At 63.6% G+C, this 23,994-nt stretch carries 26 protein-coding genes; 7 read left to right on the top strand and 19 right to left on the bottom strand.

The genetic code is table 11. From position 1 onward, the window contains the following. Nucleotides 1-74 precede the first annotated feature (74 nt). From ABIB45_RS05790 to ABIB45_RS05760, 7 genes are all read right to left on the bottom strand, one after another. Entirely contained in the window at nt 75-2,450 is a 2,376-nt protein-coding gene (locus ABIB45_RS05790; RefSeq protein WP_354214957.1) for a cutinase family protein, read from the bottom strand. Between the two features lie 538 nt (nt 2,451-2,988). Further along, entirely contained in the window at nt 2,989-3,702 is a 714-nt protein-coding gene (locus tag ABIB45_RS05785) for a hypothetical protein (protein WP_354214956.1), read from the bottom strand. Nucleotides 3,703-3,753: 51 nt separating this feature from the next. Continuing rightward, nucleotides 3,754-4,740 carry an endonuclease/exonuclease/phosphatase family protein gene (locus ABIB45_RS05780; RefSeq protein WP_354214955.1) on the bottom strand — a complete coding sequence of 329 codons (987 nt, stop codon included), beginning with the start codon at nt 4,738-4,740 and terminating at the stop codon, nt 3,754-3,756. Further along, nucleotides 4,737-6,155 (bottom strand): hypothetical protein, encoded by a 1,419-nt coding sequence (locus tag ABIB45_RS05775; RefSeq protein WP_354214954.1) that lies wholly within the window; start codon nt 6,153-6,155, stop codon nt 4,737-4,739. Before ABIB45_RS05775 ends, ABIB45_RS05780 begins: the two co-directional genes overlap by 4 nt. Before the next feature lie 12 nt (nt 6,156-6,167). Continuing rightward, nucleotides 6,168-7,067, bottom strand: coding sequence for a hypothetical protein (locus ABIB45_RS05770; protein ID WP_354214953.1), 900 nt, complete (start codon nt 7,065-7,067; stop codon nt 6,168-6,170). Between the two features lie 72 nt (nt 7,068-7,139). Next, nucleotides 7,140-7,541: a hypothetical protein gene (locus tag ABIB45_RS05765; RefSeq protein WP_354214952.1), complete on the bottom strand. Its 402-nt coding sequence runs from the start codon at nt 7,539-7,541 to the stop codon at nt 7,140-7,142. A gap of 40 nt (nt 7,542-7,581) precedes the next feature. Next, nucleotides 7,582-8,319, bottom strand: coding sequence for a PspA/IM30 family protein (locus ABIB45_RS05760; RefSeq protein ID WP_354214951.1), 738 nt, complete (start codon nt 8,317-8,319; stop codon nt 7,582-7,584). A gap of 129 nt (nt 8,320-8,448) precedes the next feature. Between ABIB45_RS05760 and ABIB45_RS05755 the strand changes: the two genes are divergently transcribed. Both ABIB45_RS05755 and ABIB45_RS05750 read left to right on the top strand, forming a co-directional pair. Next, nucleotides 8,449-8,643, top strand: coding sequence for a hypothetical protein (locus ABIB45_RS05755; RefSeq protein WP_354214950.1), 195 nt, complete (start codon nt 8,449-8,451; stop codon nt 8,641-8,643). Between the two features lie 2 nt (nt 8,644-8,645). Next, nucleotides 8,646-8,999, top strand: a complete 354-nt coding sequence (locus tag ABIB45_RS05750; RefSeq protein WP_354214949.1) for a hypothetical protein — start codon at nt 8,646-8,648, stop codon at nt 8,997-8,999. A gap of 238 nt (nt 9,000-9,237) precedes the next feature. Here ABIB45_RS05750 and ABIB45_RS05745 read toward each other — a convergent pair whose 3' ends face one another. The 6 genes from ABIB45_RS05745 to ABIB45_RS05715 form a co-directional block, all read right to left on the bottom strand. After that, a complete protein-coding gene (locus ABIB45_RS05745) occupies nt 9,238-9,612 on the bottom strand; it encodes a hypothetical protein (protein ID WP_354214948.1) in 375 nt (124 codons plus the stop codon). After that, on the bottom strand, nt 9,609-9,887 hold the full coding sequence (locus ABIB45_RS05740; RefSeq protein WP_354214947.1) for a hypothetical protein: 279 nt from the start codon (nt 9,885-9,887) through the stop codon (nt 9,609-9,611). Before ABIB45_RS05740 ends, ABIB45_RS05745 begins: the two co-directional genes overlap by 4 nt. Before the next feature lie 43 nt (nt 9,888-9,930). Next, on the bottom strand, nt 9,931-10,593 hold the full coding sequence (locus tag ABIB45_RS05735; RefSeq protein WP_354214946.1) for a hypothetical protein: 663 nt from the start codon (nt 10,591-10,593) through the stop codon (nt 9,931-9,933). Nucleotides 10,594-10,632: 39 nt separating this feature from the next. After that, nucleotides 10,633-11,994 carry a TM2 domain-containing protein gene (locus ABIB45_RS05730; protein WP_354214945.1) on the bottom strand — a complete coding sequence of 454 codons (1,362 nt, stop codon included), beginning with the start codon at nt 11,992-11,994 and terminating at the stop codon, nt 10,633-10,635. Nucleotides 11,995-12,108: 114 nt separating this feature from the next. Then, entirely contained in the window at nt 12,109-12,864 is a 756-nt protein-coding gene (locus ABIB45_RS05725) for a lytic transglycosylase (RefSeq protein WP_354214944.1), read from the bottom strand. 646 nt (nt 12,865-13,510) lie between these two features. Beyond that, entirely contained in the window at nt 13,511-13,852 is a 342-nt protein-coding gene (locus tag ABIB45_RS05715; RefSeq protein ID WP_354214943.1) for a hypothetical protein, read from the bottom strand. 69 nt (nt 13,853-13,921) lie between these two features. Between ABIB45_RS05715 and ABIB45_RS05710 the strand changes: the two genes are divergently transcribed. Together ABIB45_RS05710 and ABIB45_RS05705 are read left to right on the top strand one after the other, a co-directional pair. Next, complete coding sequence (locus ABIB45_RS05710; protein ID WP_354214942.1) at nt 13,922-14,431, top strand: Panacea domain-containing protein; 510 nt, start codon at nt 13,922-13,924, stop codon at nt 14,429-14,431. A gap of 6 nt (nt 14,432-14,437) precedes the next feature. Further along, nucleotides 14,438-14,740 carry a hypothetical protein gene (locus tag ABIB45_RS05705; protein WP_354214941.1) on the top strand — a complete coding sequence of 101 codons (303 nt, stop codon included), beginning with the start codon at nt 14,438-14,440 and terminating at the stop codon, nt 14,738-14,740. Here ABIB45_RS05705 and ABIB45_RS05700 read toward each other — a convergent pair. The 4 genes from ABIB45_RS05700 to ABIB45_RS05685 form a co-directional block, all read right to left on the bottom strand. Further along, nucleotides 14,737-15,192 (bottom strand): hypothetical protein, encoded by a 456-nt coding sequence (locus ABIB45_RS05700; RefSeq protein ID WP_354214940.1) that lies wholly within the window; start codon nt 15,190-15,192, stop codon nt 14,737-14,739. The genes ABIB45_RS05705 and ABIB45_RS05700 overlap by 4 nt on opposite strands. A 72-nt stretch (nt 15,193-15,264) precedes the next feature. Next, the gene (locus ABIB45_RS05695) at nt 15,265-15,639 is read right to left on the bottom strand and encodes a type II toxin-antitoxin system death-on-curing family toxin (protein WP_354214939.1); all 375 of its coding nucleotides are present in this window, start codon (nt 15,637-15,639) and stop codon (nt 15,265-15,267) included. A gap of 112 nt (nt 15,640-15,751) precedes the next feature. Continuing rightward, the gene (locus ABIB45_RS05690; protein ID WP_354214938.1) at nt 15,752-16,366 is read right to left on the bottom strand and encodes a hypothetical protein; all 615 of its coding nucleotides are present in this window, start codon (nt 16,364-16,366) and stop codon (nt 15,752-15,754) included. 166 nt (nt 16,367-16,532) lie between these two features. Continuing rightward, nucleotides 16,533-17,294 carry an SHOCT domain-containing protein gene (locus ABIB45_RS05685; RefSeq protein ID WP_354214937.1) on the bottom strand — a complete coding sequence of 254 codons (762 nt, stop codon included), beginning with the start codon at nt 17,292-17,294 and terminating at the stop codon, nt 16,533-16,535. Nucleotides 17,295-17,621: 327 nt separating this feature from the next. Here ABIB45_RS05685 and ABIB45_RS05680 point away from each other — a divergent pair, with 327 nt between their 5' ends. After that, nucleotides 17,622-18,539, top strand: a complete 918-nt coding sequence (locus tag ABIB45_RS05680) for a DUF2510 domain-containing protein (RefSeq protein ID WP_354214936.1) — start codon at nt 17,622-17,624, stop codon at nt 18,537-18,539. A 117-nt stretch (nt 18,540-18,656) separates the two neighbouring features. On the opposite strand, the gene ABIB45_RS05675 is transcribed toward ABIB45_RS05680, so the two are convergent. Next, nucleotides 18,657-20,225: a TM0106 family RecB-like putative nuclease gene (locus ABIB45_RS05675; RefSeq protein ID WP_354214935.1), complete on the bottom strand. Its 1,569-nt coding sequence runs from the start codon at nt 20,223-20,225 to the stop codon at nt 18,657-18,659. A 72-nt stretch (nt 20,226-20,297) separates the two neighbouring features. After that, nucleotides 20,298-20,783 carry a hypothetical protein gene (locus tag ABIB45_RS05670; protein WP_354214934.1) on the bottom strand — a complete coding sequence of 162 codons (486 nt, stop codon included), beginning with the start codon at nt 20,781-20,783 and terminating at the stop codon, nt 20,298-20,300. 171 nt (nt 20,784-20,954) lie between these two features. On the opposite strand from ABIB45_RS05670, the gene ABIB45_RS05665 reads away from it, so the two are divergent. Beyond that, nucleotides 20,955-21,413 (top strand): hypothetical protein, encoded by a 459-nt coding sequence (locus tag ABIB45_RS05665; protein WP_354214933.1) that lies wholly within the window; start codon nt 20,955-20,957, stop codon nt 21,411-21,413. A 142-nt stretch (nt 21,414-21,555) separates the two neighbouring features. Continuing rightward, nucleotides 21,556-23,934, top strand: a complete 2,379-nt coding sequence (locus tag ABIB45_RS05660) for a PxKF domain-containing protein (RefSeq protein WP_354214932.1) — start codon at nt 21,556-21,558, stop codon at nt 23,932-23,934. Nucleotides 23,935-23,994 lie beyond the last annotated feature (60 nt).

The raw sequence follows: 23,994 nt of genomic DNA, 5'->3' as shown, positions 1-23,994 counted from the left end.
TGGGTGAACGCTCCGGGGGCCCGTTGCACCCCATGTGTACGGCGAATTAGAAAAGCGTCACCAGGCCAAGGTCCCTACTGGTTGTGGACGAGGGGTGGCTCGAATCCTGGGTGGTATTCCCGCGTCTCGCCCTTCATAGCCGCTTTCACCTGTTCTGCCATCCAGTACGCAGGATAGTCAACGTACTCAGGAAGCGCGTAGCCGGTTCGGTGGAGCTCCTGGCCTGCCGCGAATTCCTCCGGAGTATCAGCTGTCTTCGGAAACCCGTGCAAATCTCGGCATTCCTTCGTGTTCCCGTCGCAAACGGAGTTGCTCCCATGGCATGTGCTGTCCAGCAATGCGCAGACGGTTACGACCTTGTTTTTGAGGTCAGCAGGAAAGGCGGGGGAAATGGCCATTGGAGCATCAATTGCGAAAGTGTCGCGGGTGACGAAGTCGTCTCCGCCGGCCGACTCCAAGACCGATCCTGCCTCGGCGGTAACACCAACCTTTATATGCGGATTTTCAGAGCGTGCGCGGGACCCGTCGCCGATCATCCAGACCCCAGCAAATTGGTTCCGCTGTGCGACGGGCATCTCGGGAATTGCGTTATGGAGGGCTACGGCACCGATGTCGAATCCGATGGCCACAATCCTTGTCTGGGGGCAGGCTGTCAGCTGTGCGTCCACCGTCTTGCTTACCTGGTCAGCGAGGGACTTAAGAGCATCGAAATATTCCGGGCCTGCGTAGGGAACGAACTTTCGGGGTTCCGTTGGGCCGCCGACGGGGATGAGCCGGACTTTGGTTGTGGCTGGCAGTTGTTTGATGAGCCCTTCTGCCGAAGCGCTGACCGTCGGGCCGAACCCTTCGATCGATCCTGAGTTGAGGGAATCAGCCGACCCACGTAGCCCGAGGATTGCCACGTCAGCTCTGCAGGTCTTGTCTTCTGACAGAACTGTTGCGCCTAGATTCGGGGTCTTCAAGGCCTCCACGACTCGCCCTGCTACCCAGCCGGCGGATGTCCCGTGGGCGTCGGGCGCATGATAGGCGCTGCCATGAGCGTCTGGGAGGTGACCGTTGCACACGAAGTCCAGCGGGTTGCAGTAGTGGAGGATCTTGCCCGAAAGCTTGACGTCGAATCGACCGAATTTGCCGTTGTTGGCTGCCAGCGTGCCAAGGGGGCCGTAGCTGACAGTCGCGAGCTTGGGATCCCCAGGACTGCTGCCATCTTCCCCGTAGTAGGAGCGAATTCCTCCGAAGGGGAAGGCGACAGGCACCCCCGCAATGTCTTCGGGCACAAGAGGGATCGGGACGTCTGTCGGGACACCGAGCAAGTTGGTGGTAGCGAGGTCTGTCGAATCCCGCATCGGATCTGCTATAAGCTCCACTGCGGCAACTGCCTGATACGTGCGCTTATCCATTTGGAGCAGTGCCTTATGGATCGTTTGCGCACCTTGGCTGTACCCCATGAGGACGATCTTGGTGTCCGGACACTTCTCGAGGAGTTCGCTGATGAGGAGGGTTGCCTTCACTACGCCCGAGTTGACCGAGTTGGTGTAAATCAGGTCCTGGTTGAGCTCTCTGAGCCTTTCCGGCGCAAATGCGTAGTCAGCCCTGACTGCCTCGTACGGCACGTGAATGAAGCGAACCTTGATCTCAGGAGAGAGGGTGGTCCGCAGTTTTTCTGCGGCCAGTGATACAGGTGTGCCAAAGCCTCGCAGGAAACTCCTACTCGGGTCGTAGTTCTGACCCTGCTGTGCACCTTCCGTGAGGCTTTCATATGATCCACGGGCGCCGATAACGACAACATCGGCCTCGCATTTGTCACTGGTCTTTTGGACGCCTCCTCGCCCAAGTGGCTCAGCGTCACCAGAGTCGACGACCACAGTGGCTCCCCCATCACTGAACTTCAGTTCACCGGGAACCGGGAGTTTTTCTGGGTATCCGAGTTTCGCGACTACATAGCGAGCAGGGGTGTCGTGCATTTTAGCGGGGTCCGAGTCCGACGAATAGATGCCTCTGTGGTTCTGCCATTGGAGGTTGTCAGGCCTCTTAGAGTAGTTGTGGCACACGTCATCCGTTGGGTGGCAGACCGAGATCACCTTGTCATCGGGAAGGCTTATCGTTCCGCTGGACCCGGCATGGACGCCACCAGTCGAGGCGATCTTCTTGTCTTCGCCAATCCACGGGCCCTCAAGGTACGACGTTACCGATTCGGTTGTTTTCCTTGCCGGATCCGAGATCAGCCAAAAGGATGCGACGTGCCCTGTGGTGGATTGGTCCAGCTGAGAAGCTGCGGTATGGGCTACCTCAGCCCCCTGTCCAAACCCCATCACGACCACTTTGGAATCCCTGCACGATGCCAGCTCGGCAAGTGTCTGGATGAGTGCCTTGGAGCCGCTCTCAATAGCTGTTCTGTAGGGGTCTGCATTGCGGAACGCTTCAGGACCAGAACTCGTCTGGTAGGTCAAGGGAAGATACTTCGCCCCGATTCCCTCAGGGAGCTGCTTTCGCAACGTCCGGGCGGCTTCCGTCACGATGTCTCCAAAGCCCCTGATACCACCCTGGTCCTGGTTCTCCCCGTCTCCCCGCACACCTACGATGACAACTGGCGCGCCACAGGCCGATGCCACGTCATGGACTAGATCTGGGTGGTCGACGGAAGAAGATGCCGGCGCGGCCTCATCGCCCGGCGGCGTGCACCCGGCAGCCCCAATAGCGACACATGCCGCCAGAACAGCAGATCCGTAGGATCGCAAGAGTGTCCTTTTCAAATTTCCCCATTAATCGTCAAGGGCACCCGTCGGCGCGCTTTGCTGAGCCCTGCCGGCTCCTTTCGAAGGATACCGTCGATTCCGGGCATTGTTTTGAGTCCGTCTGTAATGACTAAGCAGCCGCAGCTTTCGATTTCTGGCTGGCAGCCTCTTCCAGCGTGAGGATGAGGTGTTCTGCACGGGCAACGCCGCGGCCCCATGCCTACACGACCCTGTATAGGGAGGGGTGTTGTGGTTATTTGACGTTCTCCTTGGCGGACTTTTCGAGCTCCTGGACGAGGTACTCTGCGTTGGCGACGTCTGCGCGCCAAGCGGCTTGTTCGGCCAGAGTCTTTTCCCGGATCTTGACCGAAGCCGGGTCGGTGGCGGTGGATTCGGCGATTGCCAGCTGACGCTTGGTGGGTTCGTTGCTGTTCTGTCGGAGTACTGCGGCGACAACCTCGCGTGCGAGGGCATCGTCTGCCGAACCGCCCCGCTTCTGCAGGCACCTCAGGACGGCAGCTACCCGGTTGAGATCGGTTTGGAGATCCCTGTCCAAATTCGACCAGACGTCGACTCGACCGGACGCGGTCAACCGGATGAAGGAAGCCTTGATTTCGCGGCGGATCTGACCGCCCCGGATGTGGGCCCAGAAGAAGCCGGCCGTCATAGCCAGTCCGAGAACAAAACCGGCGCCGGTGAGGATGCGGTAATCGGGTTCAGCAACGAAGAAGACCCCGCCGCTGATGATGAGTCCGACGCCGATCAGGAAGACGACGACACTGACCAGTTTGTTGATCCAGGCAAGTGTCCTGCGCAGGTCGGGCCTGGTCAGCTCGTTCATTTCGTCAGCGGTCAGCCCGTTGTCGACCATCCGGACCGTGCTCGTTCCAAGAACCAGTGTGTAGTGCAGGTAGAGGGCGTCGAAGGTGACGCTGTAAGGGCGCGCGGCGGCGCTTTCGGTAGTCATGACCCTCATGTGTGAGGCGACCGGAGATTCGCTCCCCGGCCGCCTGGATGGTCACACGAACGCGCTGTCGTTTGCGGCGTCTTCCAGGTCCAGCATGATCTGGCCGGCCAGCATGTCATCGGCGCTGACCAACAGCGCGGGCACGGGTGCCAGCACCGGCGGGGTCCAGAAGTCGACGGTTAGGCCGTAGTGGTCCGAGGCCGGGTAGCCGTAGCGGGTAGTGTCAGTGAAGGAGCGCTGCATCGCGACCGGGCAGCCGGGCTTGCCGTACGCCCAGCCGTAGGTCCAGACGTAGTCGATGCGCCGGTCGGGGAGCATCTCAGGGAATTCAATGCCGACCCCGCGGGCGGTGGACTGTGCCCAGCGGTTACCGGCCGCAACCGTCGCTGCCTCCTCCGGATTCCCGACCGTGGCGAATGCTTCGGTCCAGAAGGTGTAGCCGCCGTTACTTCCGGCGCCGTGGCCGTTGAGGTACCGGTTCGTGTCACTGCCGGGCGCCGTGTTCAGGTCGCCGGCGAGGATCGCGACCGGGTTCTGGTCCTTGTACCGGGCCATGAGCATCCGGACCCTGCCGTCGATGGAGGTCATCTGGGTCAGGCGCGCCGCTTCCTGGTCGCCGCCCCAAGCGAGGTGGGCGGATACGACTATCAGGGTCTGGCCGGTGGCTGCCTGCAGGACCGCATAGTCGGCGCGGGTGACTCTCGCTTCCGGGGTGGCCAGGGCGATGGACCCGGATTCGAGCACCGGCAGGTATGACAGGATCGCGTTCCCGGACAGTGCCCCGTCGCGGGTGGCGTGCTGGGCGCGGGCCGAGACGACAGGGAGTCCTGTTTCCGCGGCGATCGTATCCAGCTGGACCGAGCCGCCATCGGTTTCAAACCGGACTTCCTGCAGGCACAGGACCGCCGGGAGCAGGGAGCCCAGCTCATCACAGGCGAGCCCGGTGCGGCGCTCGACTTCGTCGGGTGCGTGGTTGATGTTCAGGGTCGTGACCCTCAGCAGGTGCTCTGCAGGGATGCGGGATGCCACGGGGCTCATCTGGATTCTCCGTCAAGGTAGGTTTCGTGGGTGAAGGCCCACGGGGTGGGAGTGGTTTCCCAGCGGCGTGCCACTTTGCTGGCCTGGTCGGCGTCCCACGCAGCCCGGTATTCCTGGCCGGCGGCCCACAGGTCTTCGGTGTCTTTGTGCCTGACCGCCTCGGTGACCGGGATGCCGGCGCGGGACATGACGCCGAGCCGTTCAGGGGTGAGTCCGGCTTTGATGACATCGGCGTGGATGGCCAGGATGCTCTGTTCCCGGTTGATGAAAGTGTTGGCCCGGACGTGGACTGCTGCGGCATAGGGGCGCAGCTGGTCCGGGTGGTCGACGCCGAGTTTGTTCAGCCGGCCGATGGCTTTGGGGTCATCGGGGCGGAGGCGGCTGCCGGTGGCGGTGCCGAACAAGGCCATCTGGGCTCCGGTGGTGTGTTTCCGGGCGTTGGCGAGGGCCTTGGTATCGGTGGTGTGCAGGACCTGGCTGGCTGCCTTGAGGTCCGCGCCCGTGGTGTAGCCGGCGTCGTGGAGGGTCTTCATGTTGTCCAGGTCAAGGCGGAGGCCGGAAGAAAGGAAGGACCGGATCGTTTTGGGCGCAACCAGGGATTCGTCGAGCTCTTGCGCGGTGTACTTCTCACAGGCTTTGGAGCCGTAGGTGCGCAGGTGCGGGCCGGTGATGCCACGTGCGGCGAGCCCAACGATGAGCATGGGGCTCCGCTTGGTCTCCGGGAGGGCGTCACGCAGGTCCGCCAGATGTTCGAGCGAGTAGGCGTCGGCTTCGATGATGCCGCGGTCGCCGATTTTCATGTCGATAGCTCTCCGTGCCCGCGCAGACTTCGCTGCTTCCCCGAGCAGGTCCACGGTGGCGATGTACTTCTGCGCCCGGGTCGGGTCCTTGTCCGTGATGACCTGTTCGAGGTCTTCCAATGGGGCGTTCAGGTAGGCGTCTTTTTCCCAGCCGGACCACTGGTGCTCGTGGGTGGTGAGTTTGTCCAGGACTTCCAGCCGCTCCGGTCCGACGCCGTGGTCGATGAGGGACCCGGCACCGCGGAAGCGGTTGAGCTTCTCCCGGGAGAACTGGTTGACGGAGTCATAGCCCAGGGCGGCCAGGGCGTCGCACTGCTCCGGGGTGGGCCCGTAGACCGACCGGTCGATCCTGTACGGGGAGTCCGCGTTGTACATGGCATCGCAGCGCTGCAGGAACAGTTTCCGGCCGCCCTCCGTGGTGGTTTCGGCGATCCGGCGGCGGACGCCGGGGACAGCGCCGGGGCCGTCGTGGGTGGCCACGGCTGCGAGGATGGCTTCTTCGGTCAGGGTGTCTGCGCCGTCGGTGCCGAGACTTAGGGCAGGTTCTCCGTGCTCGGTGGCGGCGAACTGACCTCCGACGGGGATGCCTTTCGGCTGGCGGGTGATGGTTGTCATGGCTGCTTCCTTCTAGCGGGCGTCGCGGGCGGCTTTGCGGCGGGCCGCTTCGTCTTCCCGGAACTGGCGGGCTCGGTCGGTTTCGATTTCGGCGCGGCCCCAGTAGGCGACGTTGGCGTAATCGGCGTTGTTGCCCAGGTCTGTCCGGTTGTAGGCGTTAGTTATCGCCTCCACCCGCTCCTGGAGTTCCTCCGCTTCTTTCAGCTCCGCGTAGTCGCCCCGGTGGTTCAGGTTGGTGTGGTCGATCCGGTCGCTGTCGCTGACGCCTTGGACGCTGACATGGATGGACTGGCCGCCGGAGTATTTGTCGTTGGTGACCGAGTACTTCAGTCCGGCCGGCAGATAGTTGGCTTCGGTAGCCTTTTTGAGGTCAGCTCGGATGTCCTTGCAGATGTCCGTGGCGTTCCGGTAGCCGGTGTACTTCTGCCCGGTGGTCAGGGTTCCCTGCTCGTAGCCGGCCTGGTGGGTCGCCAGCGGCGGACGGTAGTCGCCTTTCAGGGTTCCGCCAGGGTGGGCTGCGGTGTCCGCGGCGGCGGCTTCGGCGACGATGGCCTTCCAGTCCTGGCCGGCGTGATGGGCGTCGCGGGCTTTGTTGAAGTAGCCGTAGGCTTCCTCAACCTGCAGGTTGGGCACGAGGTCGCTGAAGGATTCGGCCCGGTAGTCCATTTCTGCGTCAGAGAAGGCGATGACGGTCCGCTCGATCTCCCATTCAAGCTCGCTGGCCAGCCGCGGGTCTTGGAAGTGCGCCATGCGCAGCGACTCGGGGACGGGACGGTTGGCGGTGGCCGGTGCGCTGTGACGGCCCGTGGTGGCCGGAGCAAGGCTGAGGGAAGGCTCGGCGTGGGCGGTGGCGGCGAACTGGCCGCCGACGGGCACGCCTTTCGGCTGGCGGTTTATCGGGATAACGGTCATGCCTGGGATGTGTGCGGCAACCGTGAAACAGAGCAGGCCCCGGCAAAATTGCCGGGGCCTGCTGCATGGTGCCTACTGGGCGAATGCCTGGGCGATCCCGCTCAGGACGACTGCCGTGACGATCAAAGGAGCCGCCGTCAAGAAGACGGTGACGAAAGTGGTCGCCCGGTATCCCTTGCCGCGGATGCTGGTGAGCCACAGAATCCCGTAGACAATGTTGGCCACGACGTAGGGAATCACAGTGATGATGAACGAGAACCACAGAAACAGAAGCGTCCACGATTTCTGTGCAGTGCCGCCCATTCCCGGTTCGGTAGGAATCAGGACTGCCAGGAGATAGACGATAACGCCAACCATGCCTAGGGTATGGAAGACCATCAGGGTGGCTCGGAAGCCCTTCGCCCACTGCGGCAGCTCCATCCCACGGGTGACCATGGGCGGTGAAGGTGACGGGTAGTTCGGCGGAAGTGTCATGTGGTCCCCCTGCTTGATGACGCTGTCATTGGTACGCCGTTTATGACGGACCGATCTGCTGGTGGGGTGCGGTGGCACGCTTCAGGGCCGCGAGGCGGGCCTCCACTTCGGTCTGCTCACCGAGATCTTCCAGAGCCGCGAACTGGGCGTCCAGGCTGCTTGAGGCGAGCTCCTGCTGGCCGCGGACGGTGGCTTCTTCCCGGCGGATACGTTCTTCGAAACGTCCAATGGCGCTGGTCGGGTCCTGGGCATCCAGGCCCTTGAGTGCTTCGTGGACCTGGGACTGAGCGGCAGCGGTCCGGGACCGTGCGACGAGTTCGTTCCGCCTGGCAGTCAGCTCGTGGAGTTTGCCCTTCATGGAGTCCAGGCCGCCCTTGAGCTTGTCGACGACCTCGTTCTGCGCGGCCAGGCCCGGTGCGGCGTCCGTGACGAGCTTCTCCGCCGCGATCTGCCGCTGGATGGCCACCTTGGCAAGGTTGTCGAACTTCTGGGCGTCACCGTCATTTCCGACGCTGCGGTAGTCGTCGGCCTTCCGGGACGCGGCCAAGGCCTTGCGGCCCCATTCGTTCGCGTCCCCGATGTTGCGCTTCTGGTCCTCTTCGAGCATGCGGAGGTTCCCGATGGTCTGGGCGATCGCGCCCTCGGCCTCGGTGATGTTGTCGGAGTAGTCACGGACCATCTGGTCCAGCATCTTCTTCGGGTCTTCGGCGCGGTCCAGGAGGTCGTTGATGTTGGCTTTCGCGAGCTGGGCGACGCGGCCAAAAATGCTTTGCTTCATGGGGTCTTTCTCTTCGGACGGATACTCCGACAATATGTGTGCGGCGCGCCAGGGATCCAGCCCCGGTGATGATCCGACCGATGTCCGCACACATGGGAGTTGACCGCAGAACAATTGAAGGAGATCCCCATGGCTGCACCCAAGACCTACACCGTTGTCGAAGCCGACTTTTACGACCAGCAGGAGGGCCTGAAGGTGGGCGCCACCGTTGAAGCCGTCCCGGCGGCCACAGCGAACCAGCTGCTCGTCACCCAGATCGTGGGAGCGGACTTCCCGCTCGAGGAGCCGTACGCGGTTCATTCCCGACAGCTCCAGGCGGCCTGAGCATGCGCAGCGCGAAGACGACGCTCATCGACGACACCATCGATACACTGCTGAACCCGGCCGTTCTTGAGCGCACTGCAGAGGTGCTGTTCGAACTGGAACCAGTCAACATCCCGAACGGATTCGACCCCTCAGCCCTTACGAACTTGCATTCGGTGAACCGTTTGTTCGGCTCCACGGCAGGGCACTTTGGCGGCATCGGTGGAGCGGCCATGACGGTGTTCCGGCTGACCGTGGTTTATTCGCCCGAGATCATGCTGCTCTTCGCCAATGACCGGTTTTACGGCGTCGCCGGCTACCGCCCGGAACTGCTGACAGAGGTCGACGCGAAACAGTTTCTGCGCATCCCTGTGTAGATTGCTCACACTGGAAAGCTTTTCCTGAGCAGAATGTACAACGAATAGACAAACGTGTTAATGTTTGTCGTGTCGGGGGATAACGGGTGATGCCATAAGCCGGGCCGGGTGCAATATCAGAATGCACCGGGCCCGGCTTTTCACTGTCCAAGACGGGCAAACGAAAAGCCGGACGTGTAGAGGCCAATCTGCCACGTCCGGCTTTTACTTTGTGAACTACACCCGGGAACATGCGTAGTTATCGGCCGGATGCCTCCACGGCCGCGTCCAGGATGGACTGGTCGTATGGCTGCCCGGCCTGCTTCCTGAGGCTTTCGATCTGGTACGGGTACATGTGGTCCGAGTGATCCCGCAGGTAGCGGCGGGCTACGTCGGCCTCGGTTTCGTGTTCGACGGCCCCGGCAACGAGGGGCCGCACAATGTTTTCTGCCTCAGCACCTGGCACCTCAAGGTTCAGGACGAAACCCTCCGGACCCTCGATCCGGAGCTGCACCGCGCCGCGGTTGGCCACCGACGCGACACCGGCGTCGAGGTCTTCGCTGAGCCCGTTCACGGTGATGGTGTAGTCGTCCTGGGCTTTGGCGATGCCGGTGTCGAGGAGGTCGCGCCTCACTGGGTCAGTCCTTCGAGGGAGTCGGGCACGGAGAAGTCCGCAAGGATCTCATCGGCGGTTTCTTCAGCCGAGACAGGTTTGGCGTTCAGTTGCGTCAGAATGCCGGGCAGCGCGCTCCAGATCACGGGGAAAAACACCTGGCGCAAACGGGCGAGCTCGGCAGGGGGCTGGTTCTCGAACGGGGCAGCGCCGGTCAGCTTGCGGTCATCCAGGTAGTTGGAAATCGCAGCGTCAACAATGGTTTGGATGTCCAGTTCTTCGCGGTTCTTCGTCATGCCCGGAATGTGTGCGGCGATGGCCGGGACTCTCACCCGGAGCTCACGTCAACTCGATCAGCTTGCCGTGCCAGTCACGGCGCCAGGAACGGCCGGCTGAGTCCCGGAAGCTCAGGTCAACGGCCAAGCCATCCGTGACAGATTGCCCGTCCCAGATCTTCCATTCATCATCGGATTCAAACAGGACGGTGGTCGTCCTGCTCTTGGTGTACCTCACGCCGTCGTTCGGGTCCTTGTATCCGAACGTGTATCCATCCGGGCCCATGTTGAAGGCGTACTTCACGGCCCGCTGCGTGTCGTCTGGCCCGAGAGCGACGTAGCGTTCAATATGAACTTCATCAGTCGGCACCTTCTCGGCCATCCGCTTAACCATAATCCGGCAGACAACGTCGTAGGCTGGGCCGCCGTTACCGTTGCGCGCGAAGACCTCCATGAGGTTGCCAGACTTTGCCGGCTGGAGCCAGGCCGAGACATTACGGGCTTCACGTTCACGGTCTGCGGCCTGGGCCATCCTGAGCTGCGCGCTGGTAGCCTCCCAGGTCTTCCTGGCGTAGCGCGCAGCGAGGAATGCTCCGATGAGGAGGCCTACGGTCACAAGGAGCATCAAAAAGGCCCAGCGCGCTGATTCCCAGGAAGCGTCAGCAGCACGCAGTGCCTGTTCATTGGCGTCAATAGTCGTGAGGGTTTCGAGGATAACCGCAATCATGGAGCAACTACACCACAGCTGCGGACCTCGCAATTACTGTCAGCCCTGGACGGCCCATTCCTCGGCTTTGATGGTCCAGCCGTTCCCGTCGGTGCGCACGATCAACTGGTAGCGGCCGGGGCTGACCTTCACGTTGGCTTCGCCCTTACTGGGGAGTTCTTTGATGATGACGGTGTCGGCGGGGACCGGCGTGCTGCTTTCCTTCTGCAGGTAGGCATAGACGGCGCCCGGGAAGTTATAGGTCAGCCGCAGGCGGTCAGCGGTGACGTCCAGCACGATCGGATCGGGGCTGCCCTTGACGTCAGCGATGACATTCCAGGCGGGAACCGGTGCGGGCTTGGGGAAGAGCGCGTCGTTCACTGCCGTCACCCCCGTGGTTGCGACGGGCGCAACCGTCAGACCGGCTACGGGAACGAGGCCTGCGAACAGTGCGGCGATGATGGACCCGGCGATGATGCGGTGGTTCTTGTCGCCGCTGTAGGGCTGGCCGTCCTTGTCCTTGGTCCGGCCGGTCAGGATGGAGATGATGTCAGCGATCCACCAAACTCCCACGCCTCCGGCGGTAACCAGCTTCAGGGCGCCGGACGGGAATTTCCGCTCGTAGAATCGGTCCGCTCCGAGGAAGCCGAGAAACACTGAAAGGGCCAGGGGCAGTTTGAAGTCACGGCCTGGCGGCCGGAGGGGCGGGAAAGCGCCGTAGGATGCGAGCATGGAAGCGTATTCGGTTCCCGATGACAGCGGCGGCAGCTCCGGAAGGTGGTCGACGGGCTCGTCGTTGGCCAGCGCCACCGCCTTGGTCAGCCGTTGCTGGCGGACGGACGGGACGTCTTCCTCCACGTCAGATTCTTCGGAAAAGGCATCATCCAGTGCTTCCTCCAGCAGCGCGGCCAAGGCCAGGCCCGCCGCGTCGGGCGCTGGCTCTGCCGGTGCGACTGGAGCAGCTGGTTCCGCCACGACAACCGGGTCTTCGAGGGCAGGCGCTTCTACCGGGGCCGCCGGAACGATGGGCTGGGAAATGGTGACGGTTCGGACAACGTGGGGTTCTGCGGCGCGGGTTTGGCGCAGGGAACGGCGGCTCGGCAGGACATCCGCCGCAGGAGCAGGCACGGCATGAGGGAAGTTGCTGTCAGCTTGAGCCCGGAGGGTGTGCCGGTTTCGTTTGAGCTCGCGGGTCGGAGCTGGTTCGTCGCCGTGGATCCGGTCCGCTGGTACGAGCGCCGCTCGTGGTGGGAGACCGATCAGCGGATGGGGCGAGGGCCAGGAGAAGCCAGGCGCATCGACGTCGAGGTATGGCAACTCCAGGCCCGGCTCGGGATGAACGATTCCAGCGACCTCGTCACCTTCGAGGTCGTCCACGATGAAGTCGGTAAATGGCTGGTCCGGGCCCAAAGCTAGTGTCATACCACCGCATGTGTGCGGAATTAGGAATTGCTCTCCCCGCAGGTCACAAGGGCCCGAAGTAGCTACAAAAGCGAAGGCCCGCACTGTTCAGCAGTGCGGGCCTTCGAGTCGGGTCTACCGGAAGCTCTGCTGGTGCTTCAGCACGGAGGCGACGTAGTCCTTGGTGTCCTCGTACATGCCGCGGTTCATCACCGAGTATTGGCCCTGGTAGTAGGAGGCGATGGCGATCTCCTTGCTCGGGCTGGTCTTGATGAGGGCCGCGATGATGGCGACTCCGGCGGTGATGTTGTCCTGGGCGTTGCGCAGGTCCAGCTGCCGACCGACGAGCTGGGATGCCCACTCCCCCGAGGTGGGCATAATCTGCATGGTACCGATGGCGCCGGCGGAGGAGGTGACGTTCTGGCGGAAGGCGGATTCCTGCATAGCAAACGCCAGCGCCAGGGACGCTTCGACACCCATACGGCGGGCCGTGTCCGAGACCATGGTTTTCAGCTCAGCCGAGGAGGGGCTCGATGAGGGCGCGGCAGGGGCCGCGAGGGCCGGAGCCGGGGCGGTGCCGGCGACCTTGATCTTCTGGCCCGGGTAGATGACCGTGCTGAGCGTCATGCCGTTGGCCTGCAGCACGGTGGAGAGGCTGACGCCATGGGCACTGGCGATCCGGGACAGCGTGTCTCCGGCCGTGACTGTGTAGGCCGTGGCAACAGGAGTGGCAGCTGCCGGGGCTGCGGGAGCTGTTGGTGCGGGCTGAACGGCAGGTGCCGGTGTGGCCGGGGCTGCTGCTGCTGCTGCTGCTGCTGCTGCTGAGGTAGCAGCGAGCTTGATCGTCTGGCCCGGGTAGATGATGGAGCGCATCTGCAGGTTGTTGGCCACCAGCACGTCTGCGAGGCTGACGCCGTACTTGGTGGCGATCGTGCTGAGCGTGTCCCCTGCCTTGACGGTGTGGGCGGAGACGGCCGCAGGCTGCGCCGGGGCGGGCTGGGGTGCGGGGTTGTGCTCGTGGCGGGCCCGACGATGATCTTCTGGCCCGGGTAGATGACCGTGCCCATGCCCATGTTGTTCGCGGCGAAAATGGCCGCGAGGCTGACGCCGTGCCTGGCGGCAATCCCGCTCAGGGTGTCACCGGAGCGGACGGTGTAGGTTCCCGACGGGGAGGCCTGCATATGTGCAGCATAGGCGATCTGGGTTGTGGCGTGGGCGGCGGTTCCGCTGATCAGGCTGGACAGGACGGCGGCGGACATGGCCCCGGCGGTGACGGCGGCGCTGAGGCGCCGGACAGGATGACTCATGGGTTCCTCAAAGATGATTTCAGGCCTTGCCGGGTCCTTGTGGGATCCGGCGCGGCCGGTGCAGTGAAAGGCCACCGGCAGAGAAATCCGACGGTGGCCCGGGCAGTCTTCCGCCGCGGTGCGGGGTCAACTGAGAATATGTGTGCGGTGTCGCCGATTTCCCTCACCGCCTGACTTTCACCTCCGGTTTCACCCCTGCCGCGCCGGGTTGTTGCTTGAGCGCTCACAAATTAGGCGCCAACCCGGCGGGTTACGCGGTCAGCCATGTAGGTCGCGTACAGCTCCCGGCCCGTGGGCAGAATGATGAGCTGGACGGTCACGATGAGGGCCAACGAGATCCAGTACGAGGCCGAGACGTTGCCTTCGATGGCGCCGATCTTTTCAAGCCAAGGCAGGATCAGCCCGTCAAGGAAGTGGGTCAGTGGGAAATGCGCAATCAGCAGCACCCCTGAGGCCAGGAAGCGCACCTGGTTGATGAAAATGCCGCCGTCGCGAACGCACCGGTAGAGGGAGATGCCCGCGATAATCACCACGATTGAGCCCACCAGGACGGTCAGAATGGGGTAGATCAACGGGGGTCCTCCAGGGCTGGTGCGGTCATCGGGAAACATGCGTAGACCGGCGCACCGCTCTCCGCACACATGACCGGAATGGACCTGATCTCCCTTGCCACTGAATACACCCTCACCCCGTCCGGAACCGACCTGGACAGCCCGGGTGTCCGGCCGTTCAGTGTCCGGCTGCAGCGCCGCGGCACGGACTTGTGGGTGTTGCTGAGCCACGGCCAGGCCTGGAACGGCACCGAATGGGAGCATGACCTCCCGGCCGATGAACAGGACGCCGGCTTCAGCCGCCGGTGCCTCCGGAACCTGCAGACCTCATTGCAGATCGGCGCCGCCCTGCCCGATTCGGTGCTGGTCGCCGGGAAGACGTGGGCCCAATGGCTGGAAGGGACGATTCCTGTGCCGTCGCTGGGTCAACCGCGCGTGAAGCCGGCTGCGACTATCTTCGACCTCGCCGCAGCCATCCTGGCCCGCACCGGGGAGACCACGACCATGACACTTCACAAGCTCGCCTACTACTGCCAGGCGTGGCACCTGGTCTGGGAGGACAGGCTGCTCACGGACGCCGACTTCTACGCCTGGGGCTAAGGACCGGTGAGCCCGGATCTGCATGCGTCCCACCGGGGAACGTTCAAACTCGCCGAGGTATCCGGCAACCCGGGCATCTTCGATGAGGACGAGAACGAAAGCATCGACAGCGTGATCCGGTACTACGGCGGGTTCCTGGCGTTCGAGCTGAGCGGGATCGTCAGGAACGAGGACCCGTGGAAGAGCGCCTGGTCGGGGACGGAGCCGGGACAGCAGGGCCGTCTGATCGAAGTGGACCGCATGCAGTCCTACTATGTGGAACTCGACGGGGAGCCGGTCGAAGCAGCGGATCCCGCTGAGTCGGTCTAGGCGCTGAAAACGTTCACCGTGGTTGTGTGCGGGCCGGTGGGGTCGGCGGCTTCAAGGCTGTAGGTCCCGGTGACGGTGCCCTCCGGGATGGTCAGGACGGCGTCAAAGTTTCCTTTGACGTCGGCAACAACCTCGGCAGGTGTTCCGACAGCGGTGCCATCAGCTGAACGCAGTGTCACAGTCACTTTCGCGCCCGCTTCCCAGCCGCCGCCGGTGACCGTCCAGTCCAGGCCGGCCATCATGGACGGGTTCGCCGCGACGACCCGGGCGGTGTAGGCCTTGGCTTCCATTTCTTCCTTGGCCTTCTCCATGGCGCTCACGGGACCTACGGCCTGGCCGGCAGAGCCTTCTGCAGCCTGTTCGACGACGGTCCCCGTGACGGCTTCGACGGCGCAGCCGGTGGAGAGCAGGGCGGTTGCCACGAGTACGGCGGCGAGGACAGTCTTCTTCACGGGGTTACCTTTCGTCGGGCTCGCCGGAGGCGGCTCACTCAGGAACATGCGTAGAGGACTGTCCGGTGCCTGTCAGTTGGTGCGCGCTACGAGGCGGGCACCGATGCGCGCGGCGGATTCGTCCAGGCCGAGCCGGCCCTCAGCAACCCCGACCACGAGGTCGAACGCCGCGTCGGTGTCGAAGCTGTGCCGGTAGCCGTTCAGCCACAGGAACAGCACCATGAGGGTCCAGGAGGTGCGTTTGTTGCCGTCCACCAGCGGGTGGTTCCGTGCGGCCGATTCGAGCAGTACGGCGGCTTTGAGTTCCAGGGAGCCGAAGGCATCCGCACCCATGATGGACGTGGCCGGCCGGGCGACTGCCGAGGCCAGGAGGCCTTCGTCGCGGACGAAGAACCCGTAGCGGCCCATGAAGTGTTTGGCGTCCTCTACCGTCAGGTGGCGGGTCATGCGTCCTCCAGGCGTTTCAGGAGTTCAGCGTCATGGGTGAGCACGAACTGGAAGCCGTTTTCAAGGTCTTCGCGGTGCGCGCGCTCCTCGGCCTCTGTGGGGTCAGCAGCCATTACTCGTCCACGGACTTCCGGGCTTTGCGTTCGGCCAGCACCTCGCGGATGACCTGGTACACAAGACCTCCCAGCAGGACCGGGTTGAACTTCTTGGCCCGCCGGATCTTTACGGGGTCGTCCCCGGCCGTGAGCTTCAGGATGATCCACACGAGGGCCAGCAGTCCGACGGCGCTGAGCAGGATCAGCCAGATGGTGTTCAGGACAGCTCCGACCATCGGCATGATGGCCTTGAGTATCGCGGGAAGGATGAGGAACACGGCGACGATGCCGAGGATGATCTTCGCGATCAGCGGCATGCCCTCGCTCTGGGGAGCTGCGGGTGCCTCGTCCCGGCGAGCGAAGAAAAAGGGCTCGCCCGGCATATCCGGGACATCCGCGGGGGACGTGTATTGCCGCTCGTAAGTCGTTGGGTTGCGCTTGAACGCTGCCAGGTCCGCGCTGTACTCAGCGTGCTTGTACTTCCGGTTGTCGCTGTCCCATTTGTCGTACTGCGCCTGCTCGTAGTCGCTCTGCTTGGCGTTCCGCTTACGGGCATGCTCCGCTGCCTGGTTTTCGCCTCGAATGCGGGCAGCGCGTTCGGCGCCCGTTTCGTCATCAAACAACCAACCCATTTGTTATTCCTGTCCCCCATGGCCGGAGTCTCCGGCGTTTCGATGTTTCGGGGGCAAGGTGCAGCTGTAGAGATCCCCCACGTGAACTCTATGTGTACGGACCCGCCGGAAAGCCGCGTCACAGTCGCGCCACGGCGTTCCCTGGCAGTCCGAGATCGCCCGAGGGTTATCCGCGGCTGAGGATCTTCCCCTTCTGCTGGGCGAACTCGTCCGGGGTCAGTACTCCACGCTCAAGAAGGCCTGCGAGCTGCTCCAGTTCGTCGGCAATGGTTCCTGGCCGGGTAGCGCCTGCCGGACGACGCAGGACGGTCCGGAGGACGAGCCCGAGTACACAAACGGCGGCGCCAAAGCCGATGATGCCCCAGTAGATCACCGATTGCTGAGCCGCGGCCGCACGGCACTCGTCGGAGTAGTTCGAGTATTTTCCGCTCATGGCGGTGGCAATGTCGGCGCCGGCGGCCGAATTTTGTGTTGCGAAGGCCCCGTCACAGTACGGTCCCACATCCACCGTGTACCCCAGGAAGACACCGATACCGATGATCGCGATCCCCAGCATCCATGGCCAGGCGGGGGTTGATCGGCTTCCGCCTCCCTGGGCGGCGGGTACTGCTGCGGTGACGGGACGGCTCTGCTTGGCGACTGCCGCAGACCGTCCGCTGGCGACGAGTGTCCAGACCAGGGTGAGCGTGAAGAGGAGGAGCCCTGCGACGATCGCGGCAACCCAGATGGGTGCGTATTGTTCAGCGTTGGCACGGCACGCGGTGAGGGTGGCCGTGACACCGACCCTGGCTCCTGCGTCCAGGGACGCCTTCTGGGCGAGGAAGGCGCCCGAGCAATAGGGCCCCACGGGCAACAGAAACCCGCCGGCGGTGCCTGCGATTGCAACAACCATCCCCAGTACTGTCAGCACGACGCGCGGCTTGAACATCGGTCCCCCTTGATCGGTGTAGCTCTCCGCAGAGCATATGTCAGGGCAGCGTCTTCCGAGGTCAGAGGGCACAAGAAAGCCCAGCAGCACCAAATATGACGTGGCGGGCTTTACGGCCTCGTTTCCGATGGTTACCTCCAAAGGCTTCATGACGTAGAGGCGAACACCAACGCTGGGAAGGATGCACGGCATGTGGGTAACCGTCCTGGCTAACGCCCTCACCGGGCCGAGGTTGCCCACGGAAGTGTGCAGCTGTTCCTAGATCATCCACTGAGACGGCCGGACGAATGTTCAATTTTCACTCCAGCAACACCTAGGATTTCCCTTATGCAGACGAAAACGGCGGACGGACTGGTCCGCCTCACAGACACCGCGGTCATCATGGAATTTGGCCCGGAAGCAATGCCCGTCAAGGGCGAAGCCTCTCCCCGAGTGGTCCTCTACGAGAACATCCTCGAAATCGACTATCAGGCCCCGAAGGTCTTCTCCCAAGGTCATCTGCGCCTGATCGTGCGCGAAGGCCAGACCAAGGTCGACCCGATGATCGACACCTACGCCAGCCGGCTGACGGACAAAAAGGCAGCCGCTACCCTGCACGAGGCCCTGCAGCAGAAGGTGGGCGGTGTCGAATACGTGGCACCACAGCCCTCGGATGAGCCGGAGCAGGTGGCCCGCAAGATCACCGCGGCGGAAGTCAGCCATGCCTTCAGGAACGTGCTTCCGGCCACCGCCACCTTCCAGGACCTGGCCCTGGTCGGCCGTGAATTGCAGCAGCAGGCCGGCCGCGGACTTCTGCCCCCGAAGACCTGGCCGGTCGCCGAGTGCGAAGCCCAGGTGGATACCGGGGCGGCCATCAGCGCCCGGGTCACCGCCACCCGCGTCGTTGCCGGCGCCCTGACGTTCGGCAGCACCGGCGCTCTCGTTGGCGCCATCGCAAAGAAGGACCGGACCAAGGTCTACCTGAGCATCACCATCCCCGGCGATGTCATCCTGAAAGAGGTGCGCGGGCTCGACGAGACGAAGGCCAGGCAGTTCGCCCTCAAGATCAACCAGGCAGCCGCCAAGCACCGGGCCCAGCCTGTCGGCCAGGACGCGGACACCCTGATCAAGGCGGCAACCGCAGTGGCACCGCCGCCCCCGCCGCCCGTCAGTGTCCCCGCCGGTTGGTACCCGCAAGGCGACATCCAGCGGTACTGGGACGGGAGCGCCTGGACCGATCACACCGCGCCCCTGGCACCGCAGTAAGTGAATGACAAGGGGCCGTCCCCGCTATCCGGGGCGGCCCCTTTTGTCTGTGCAGTCACCGGCCAGGGACGGTGCCGATCTGAACTGAATCATCGCCCTTGGACCGCCACGCGGCGGCTACCGGGTGAGGTTGATCAGCCAGTCCCGCAGCTTCCACGTCGACAGGCAGTCGTAGTGGTTGTAGTCGGAAATGGCCCGGAAAATGTCCCTGGCGGCCATGTCCCGGCCGGAGTCGACCGCGTCCCGGTAGATGCTGTACTGCACCATGGAGTCCACCGCGTTGGTGACCCCGAGCCGGCCTGCCGGCATGTACAGCGGCTCCAGCTTCTTGATGCTGAAGGAACGGTCCGAGATCCGCACCGAGCCCTTCACAGTTTCGTAGAGGTCAAACATCACACCGGTTTCGACGAGTTCTTCCACTTCGTCGATCATGACCTGGTGCCGGCGGGCGATCTTCCGGAGGGCGGTGACCTCGTACTGGGCGTAGTGGAAGATGTGCAGGTCCGGGTGGATGGCGCGGCGTTCGGTCACGTGGTCGATGAAGTCGATGAGCGCCTGCCGTTCCTCATCCAGGCTGTGCGCGGTGAACGCGATGAAGTCGTGCCCGTCGGCGGAGTGCTCGACGAGCCCGAACAGGTACTCGATCCCCCAGTCCCCCGTTGCCGGGTCCTGCCAGAGCGGGTCACCTTCGAAGTCGAAGAAGATGTCGCCGGGGCTGGGCTTCGGGATGCCGATCAGTGCCGGGTTTTCCAGGATTTTGTAGGAGACACCGTTGGTGGTGCCGTCGATGTCACCGAAGCCGCACTGGAGTCGTGCCTGATCCTGCAGCTCGGCCCACAGCGGGTCCATCTTGATGCCGACGTCGGGCAGGTCCGCGGCGGCGAACATGGTCATCGTGGTCAGCCCGGTGTCCATGAGCTTGGCCCGGCGGGACCGGTTCATGCGGCGGACCAGCATCAGGTCATCGGCTGCGTCCATCTCCGCCTTGCAGTCGGCGCATTTCAGGCACGCCACCCAGCGCGGGTCGCCCCAGGCGGAGGGCTTGGAGGCCAGCCGGTGCGCTTCCAGGACCGCGCGGAGCCGGTCCCGGGCGGCGTCATAGAGGGGGATGTGCTCCGGCAGCGGGTGGCTGGTCGTTTCGTTGGTCCCCAGGATCAGGTGCCCTTCACGGTGCACCGGGACGCCGGCGTTCCGCAGCTGGTCGGCGTACGCTGCCAGCTGCATGAGGGCCTGGGATTTTGCGCTGCGGGCCAGCTTGGTATCGAACACCGCGTAGGTGCCATCTTCCTGCAGGATCAGGAAGTCGGCGCGGCCGTGGAAGCCGTCGGCGAAGAAGCAGCCCTGGTAGATAACGTCGAACCCGTCCCGGAGGGCCTGGATGGTTTCCCGGTGCCGGGCTTCCAGTCCGGGCCGGTCGAAGGTCCGCGGCGGGGCGACCTCGTAGACACGGGAGACCCCATATTCTTCCCGGAGCAGGCCGAGAACTTTCGCCTCATGCTTATCCCCCAGCGCCGCTGTCAGATCCATCATCGCGTCAGCTTCCTGGGCCACCGCGGGGAGCCGCTTGAGGAGCACATCCAGCTTGCGGACGGCCGCGAACTCGCACGTCGATCCGGCGACGATGTCACTGGCGGAGAGGATCAGTTCGTCCGGGTCTCTCCGGTCGGTGGTGGGTAGGAAAAACACTTGTGCCTCCGGTTTTCGGTACTGCTTACTGGTTCACATGCGTAGGCACCGGTATTCCCGGGCCGGGTGCTGTCAGGGCTTGGCGGCCGGCCAGGCATCGAAGACCATCGTCATAGCGATCACGATGATGCCCAAGGCGGCGAAGACGAGGCCGCCGAGCATCGGGGTTACGATGGGGAGGGCGACGAAGACGGCCACATAGCCCAGGACGTTGATGGCGGCGAACGCTACGGACAGCGCCGGGACGCGGAGGTCTTTGCGTCGGTGCCGGATGATGGCGGCGGACCCGGTGATGACGCTGCACAGCGCTGCGAAGCCGATGAGGAATCCCAGCCAGGTGAACCGCGGGCCGAGCAGGGTGCTCATTGAGTTCAGGGCCAGGGCGGCGCTTCCGCCCCAGAACCCGACGGCGATGGAGGCTGCACCGCCGGAAATCCGCAGCGCCGACTTCGCCTTTGAAGTCCGCACCGGGAGCTTGGCCGGGGCGGGGTAAGCGCCCTCAGAGGGAGGAAAGGTGGGCGGCAGAAAGGTTGCCTCTGGATGGCTGTACTCGCTCATGTCGTACCCTTTCCGCCGCCGGCGACCGGTGGGGAGCCAGTCGATGCCGATAGTACGGGCGGGCTACGACAATTTCGGAGACAAAGCTGCCGCGTGAGGATACGATGCAGTCAGCACCGCGCCGGCTGTCCGGCGAATGAGTGTCTGCACTGATGGCTTTGGGGGAACACAGTGAAGCAAAAAACAGCAATCATTACCGGCGTCATCACGGCTCTGGTTCTCGCCGTGACGGCTGCGCTCTTTATGGTCCGGGCTGCCGAAGACAAAGTTACTGCAGACGTGCTCTCCCGTGTCGATCGCTTCGCCATCCCTGCCGACTGGAAGCTGGAGAAGGAAATTGTCCGGCCGGAGCGCTTCCTGTGCACGAGTCCCAACCCGTGCCCCAGCATCTCCAGGCGCTGGGATGCAGGCCAGGAGATCACCCTGGATGAACTCAAGTCAGTGATCGCCGGGGTCGGCTTTGAAATGAAGATTGAACGGAACTGCCAGCGGCGGGGCGACGCCATCGGCGATACGACAGTCTGTGAGGCCAGCGGAAATGACGGGGCGTATGACTACATCCTGAACGTCACCAGCCCTCATCCGAACGAACCCGACATTGTCGTGCTCAGCGTGCAACCACACCTGTGAGTCGGTGCAAAATCTTCCGCACGGTTTATCTAGTCACTGGATAAAACGACGGGTACCCTGAGAGCATTCAGGCCGCACCCGCGACCTTGAGCCGCAGGACAGAGCGGCATTTCCGTTCAGTAACCACATGGGGGTAATTGCTGTGCGCCCGAAAACTCCGTACTACTTAACCGCTGCCGTGTTGACTGCAGCCCTGGCTGCTTTAACACTGGCGGTTCCGCCGGCAACCGCTGCGGATCCCGTGGCCGAAGCCTGCGCCAATGTCGAGACGATCTTCGCCCGGGGCTCCGGCCAAGACCTTCGCCAACCTGCGGCGCTCCGCTTCAGGGACCAAATCGACGATCGTCTCGCCGCGCCACTGACTTTGAACCAATACGAGCTCGGCACCTCAACCATTGACGGGCACAGCTACCCGGCCGTTCCCGTGGGAACAGACACGGGCTTGGAGTCCATCTGGAATACCGTCGGCGCGGGAGTCACCGCCGGTGGGGGGCTCGCCTACGGTGACAGCGTCAACGCAGGAGTCGACGAGCTCACCGCCTATCTGACCAAGCGCGCCGCAGCCTGCCCCGAAGCCCACTTCGTGCTCGGCGGCTACTCCCAGGGCGCCCAAGTCGTCGGCGAAGCCTATAACGAAAAGCTGAGCGACGGACTGCGCAACCGCGTTGTCTACCAGGCACTGTTTGGTGACCCCAGGCTGTGGCTCCCTGAAGGCTCCGGCGCTCCTCCGCTCTTCATCCCGAATAACTGCCTGAATGATCAGGACCGCTCCGAGTGGCGGTTCGACGTGCCCGACTGCGGGGTCTCCCAGGGTTCCTTGGGTGCCCGGGCCCCTTACCTTCCAGCAGGCCACACCTCAACAACAGGCCTGTCCTGCGCGAGCCACGACTTCGTGTGCGGCTCCAGCCGGGTTTTCTGGGATAACGAGGGCCATGGGACCTACTGGAAGGATGGGCTCAGCATCGACCGGGCAGCCATCGAAATCGCCAGCCGACTCAAGCCGCTACTGGCCGCCGGCCAGGTCAACGACACCGTCACGCAGCCTGGCGCCGGCACGTCCGGCCTGGACATGGTCTTCCTGATCGACTCCACCGGATCGATGTGGAGCCGGATTGAGGCAACCAAGGCTTTCGCAGCCGAAATGGCCGACACCATCAAGGCTGACCGCGGCCGCGTCGCCCTCGTTGAGTACAAGGATGCCGGGGACCAATTCACAGCGCGGATCCTCAGCGGATTCCAGGAAGACACCACAGAGTTCAACACCCAGCTCTCCACCATCTACGCCTCCGGCGGCGGTGACCGACCAGAAGCTGCACTGCACGCCCTCATGACGGCGTTCAACGGACTGGAATGGCGCAATGGGGCCACCAAGGCAGCCGTCGTCCTGACCGATGCCGACTATCACGACCCAGACCTTGTCGACGGCAGCACCCTTGCTTCCGTCGCCAAGCGGGCCCTGGAAATCGACCCTGTTAACGTCTACCCGGTCGTGCCGTCCTACTTCGGGGGCTTCTACACCGCTCTGGCCGAAGCAACCACCGGTCAGGTAATCATCGACGGCGGCGACACGAAAGCCGCGCTGACGACTGCCGTCACCCGGATCCAGGCACGGCCAGTACCGTTGCTCAGCCACCCCGACTACTACGCCATGCCGGGCCAGGAGATCACTTTCGACGCCTCGGCGTCCTACTCCCCCGCCTCGACCATCGTGAAGTACGACTGGGATTTCAACGGCGACGGCGTCTACGAATCGACCGGAACCGAACCTGTTGCCAAGCACACGTACACGGCAGTTTCCGAGGGGGTCATGCAGGTCAGGATGACCGATGCGAAAGGCCTGGTCTCAAACGCCTCCGCTTTCGTCCACATCGGAAGGGGTCCCTGGGACGGGCTTCCGTCCGCACCCTCCAACGTGACCGCAGTGCCGACTTCCACACCCGCAGGGATCAGCACCGTCCAGGTAAGTTGGGAGTCCTCAGACCCTCTGGTTTACCGCTGGGTACTGACGGTGGACGGAATTCCTGCCGGGATCGTGGATGCCAAGACACGCACCGTCCCGATGACGGACGTACGCCGGGACAGGGATCTTGAAATCGGCGTCGTCGGCTTCACCGAAGGAGGCGGCATGGGCACCCCGTCGACGGTAGTCCTTCCGGCGGCCAGCTCCCGTTACGACTTCGGCGGGTTTCTCGCGCCGGTCGATGCAGCACCGGCTCTGAATGTGATGACTGCCGGCCGGGCCGTTCCCATGCAGTTCAGCCTCGGCGGTGACTTCGGCCTGGACGTCCTGGCTGCAGGATCGCCGGCGTCCGTACCGGTCACCTGTGAAACCGGGGCGGCGCTGGCCGAGGTGGAAACGACGTCAACGGCAGGTTCCAGTAGCCTGTCCTACAGTGCCGGGAACGGCAAATACACCTACGTCTGGAAGACAGATAAGGCATGGGCCAACTCGTGCCGCATGTTCCAGTTGAAGCTCAATGACGGGTCAGTCCACACGTCCTTGTTCAAGTTCCGCAGCTAACCCTGCTCAAGAAAGAAGCACCCCGTACCTCTCAGGACGGGGTGCTTCTTTTTGGCACTA

This window comes from Arthrobacter sp. UYCo732 (genome assembly GCF_040547265.1).
Taxonomy (GTDB): Bacteria; Actinomycetota; Actinomycetes; order Actinomycetales; family Micrococcaceae; genus Arthrobacter.
The sequence above is the reverse complement of the archived record's forward strand: the minus strand, read 5'-3'. Positions and strand labels throughout refer to the sequence as shown.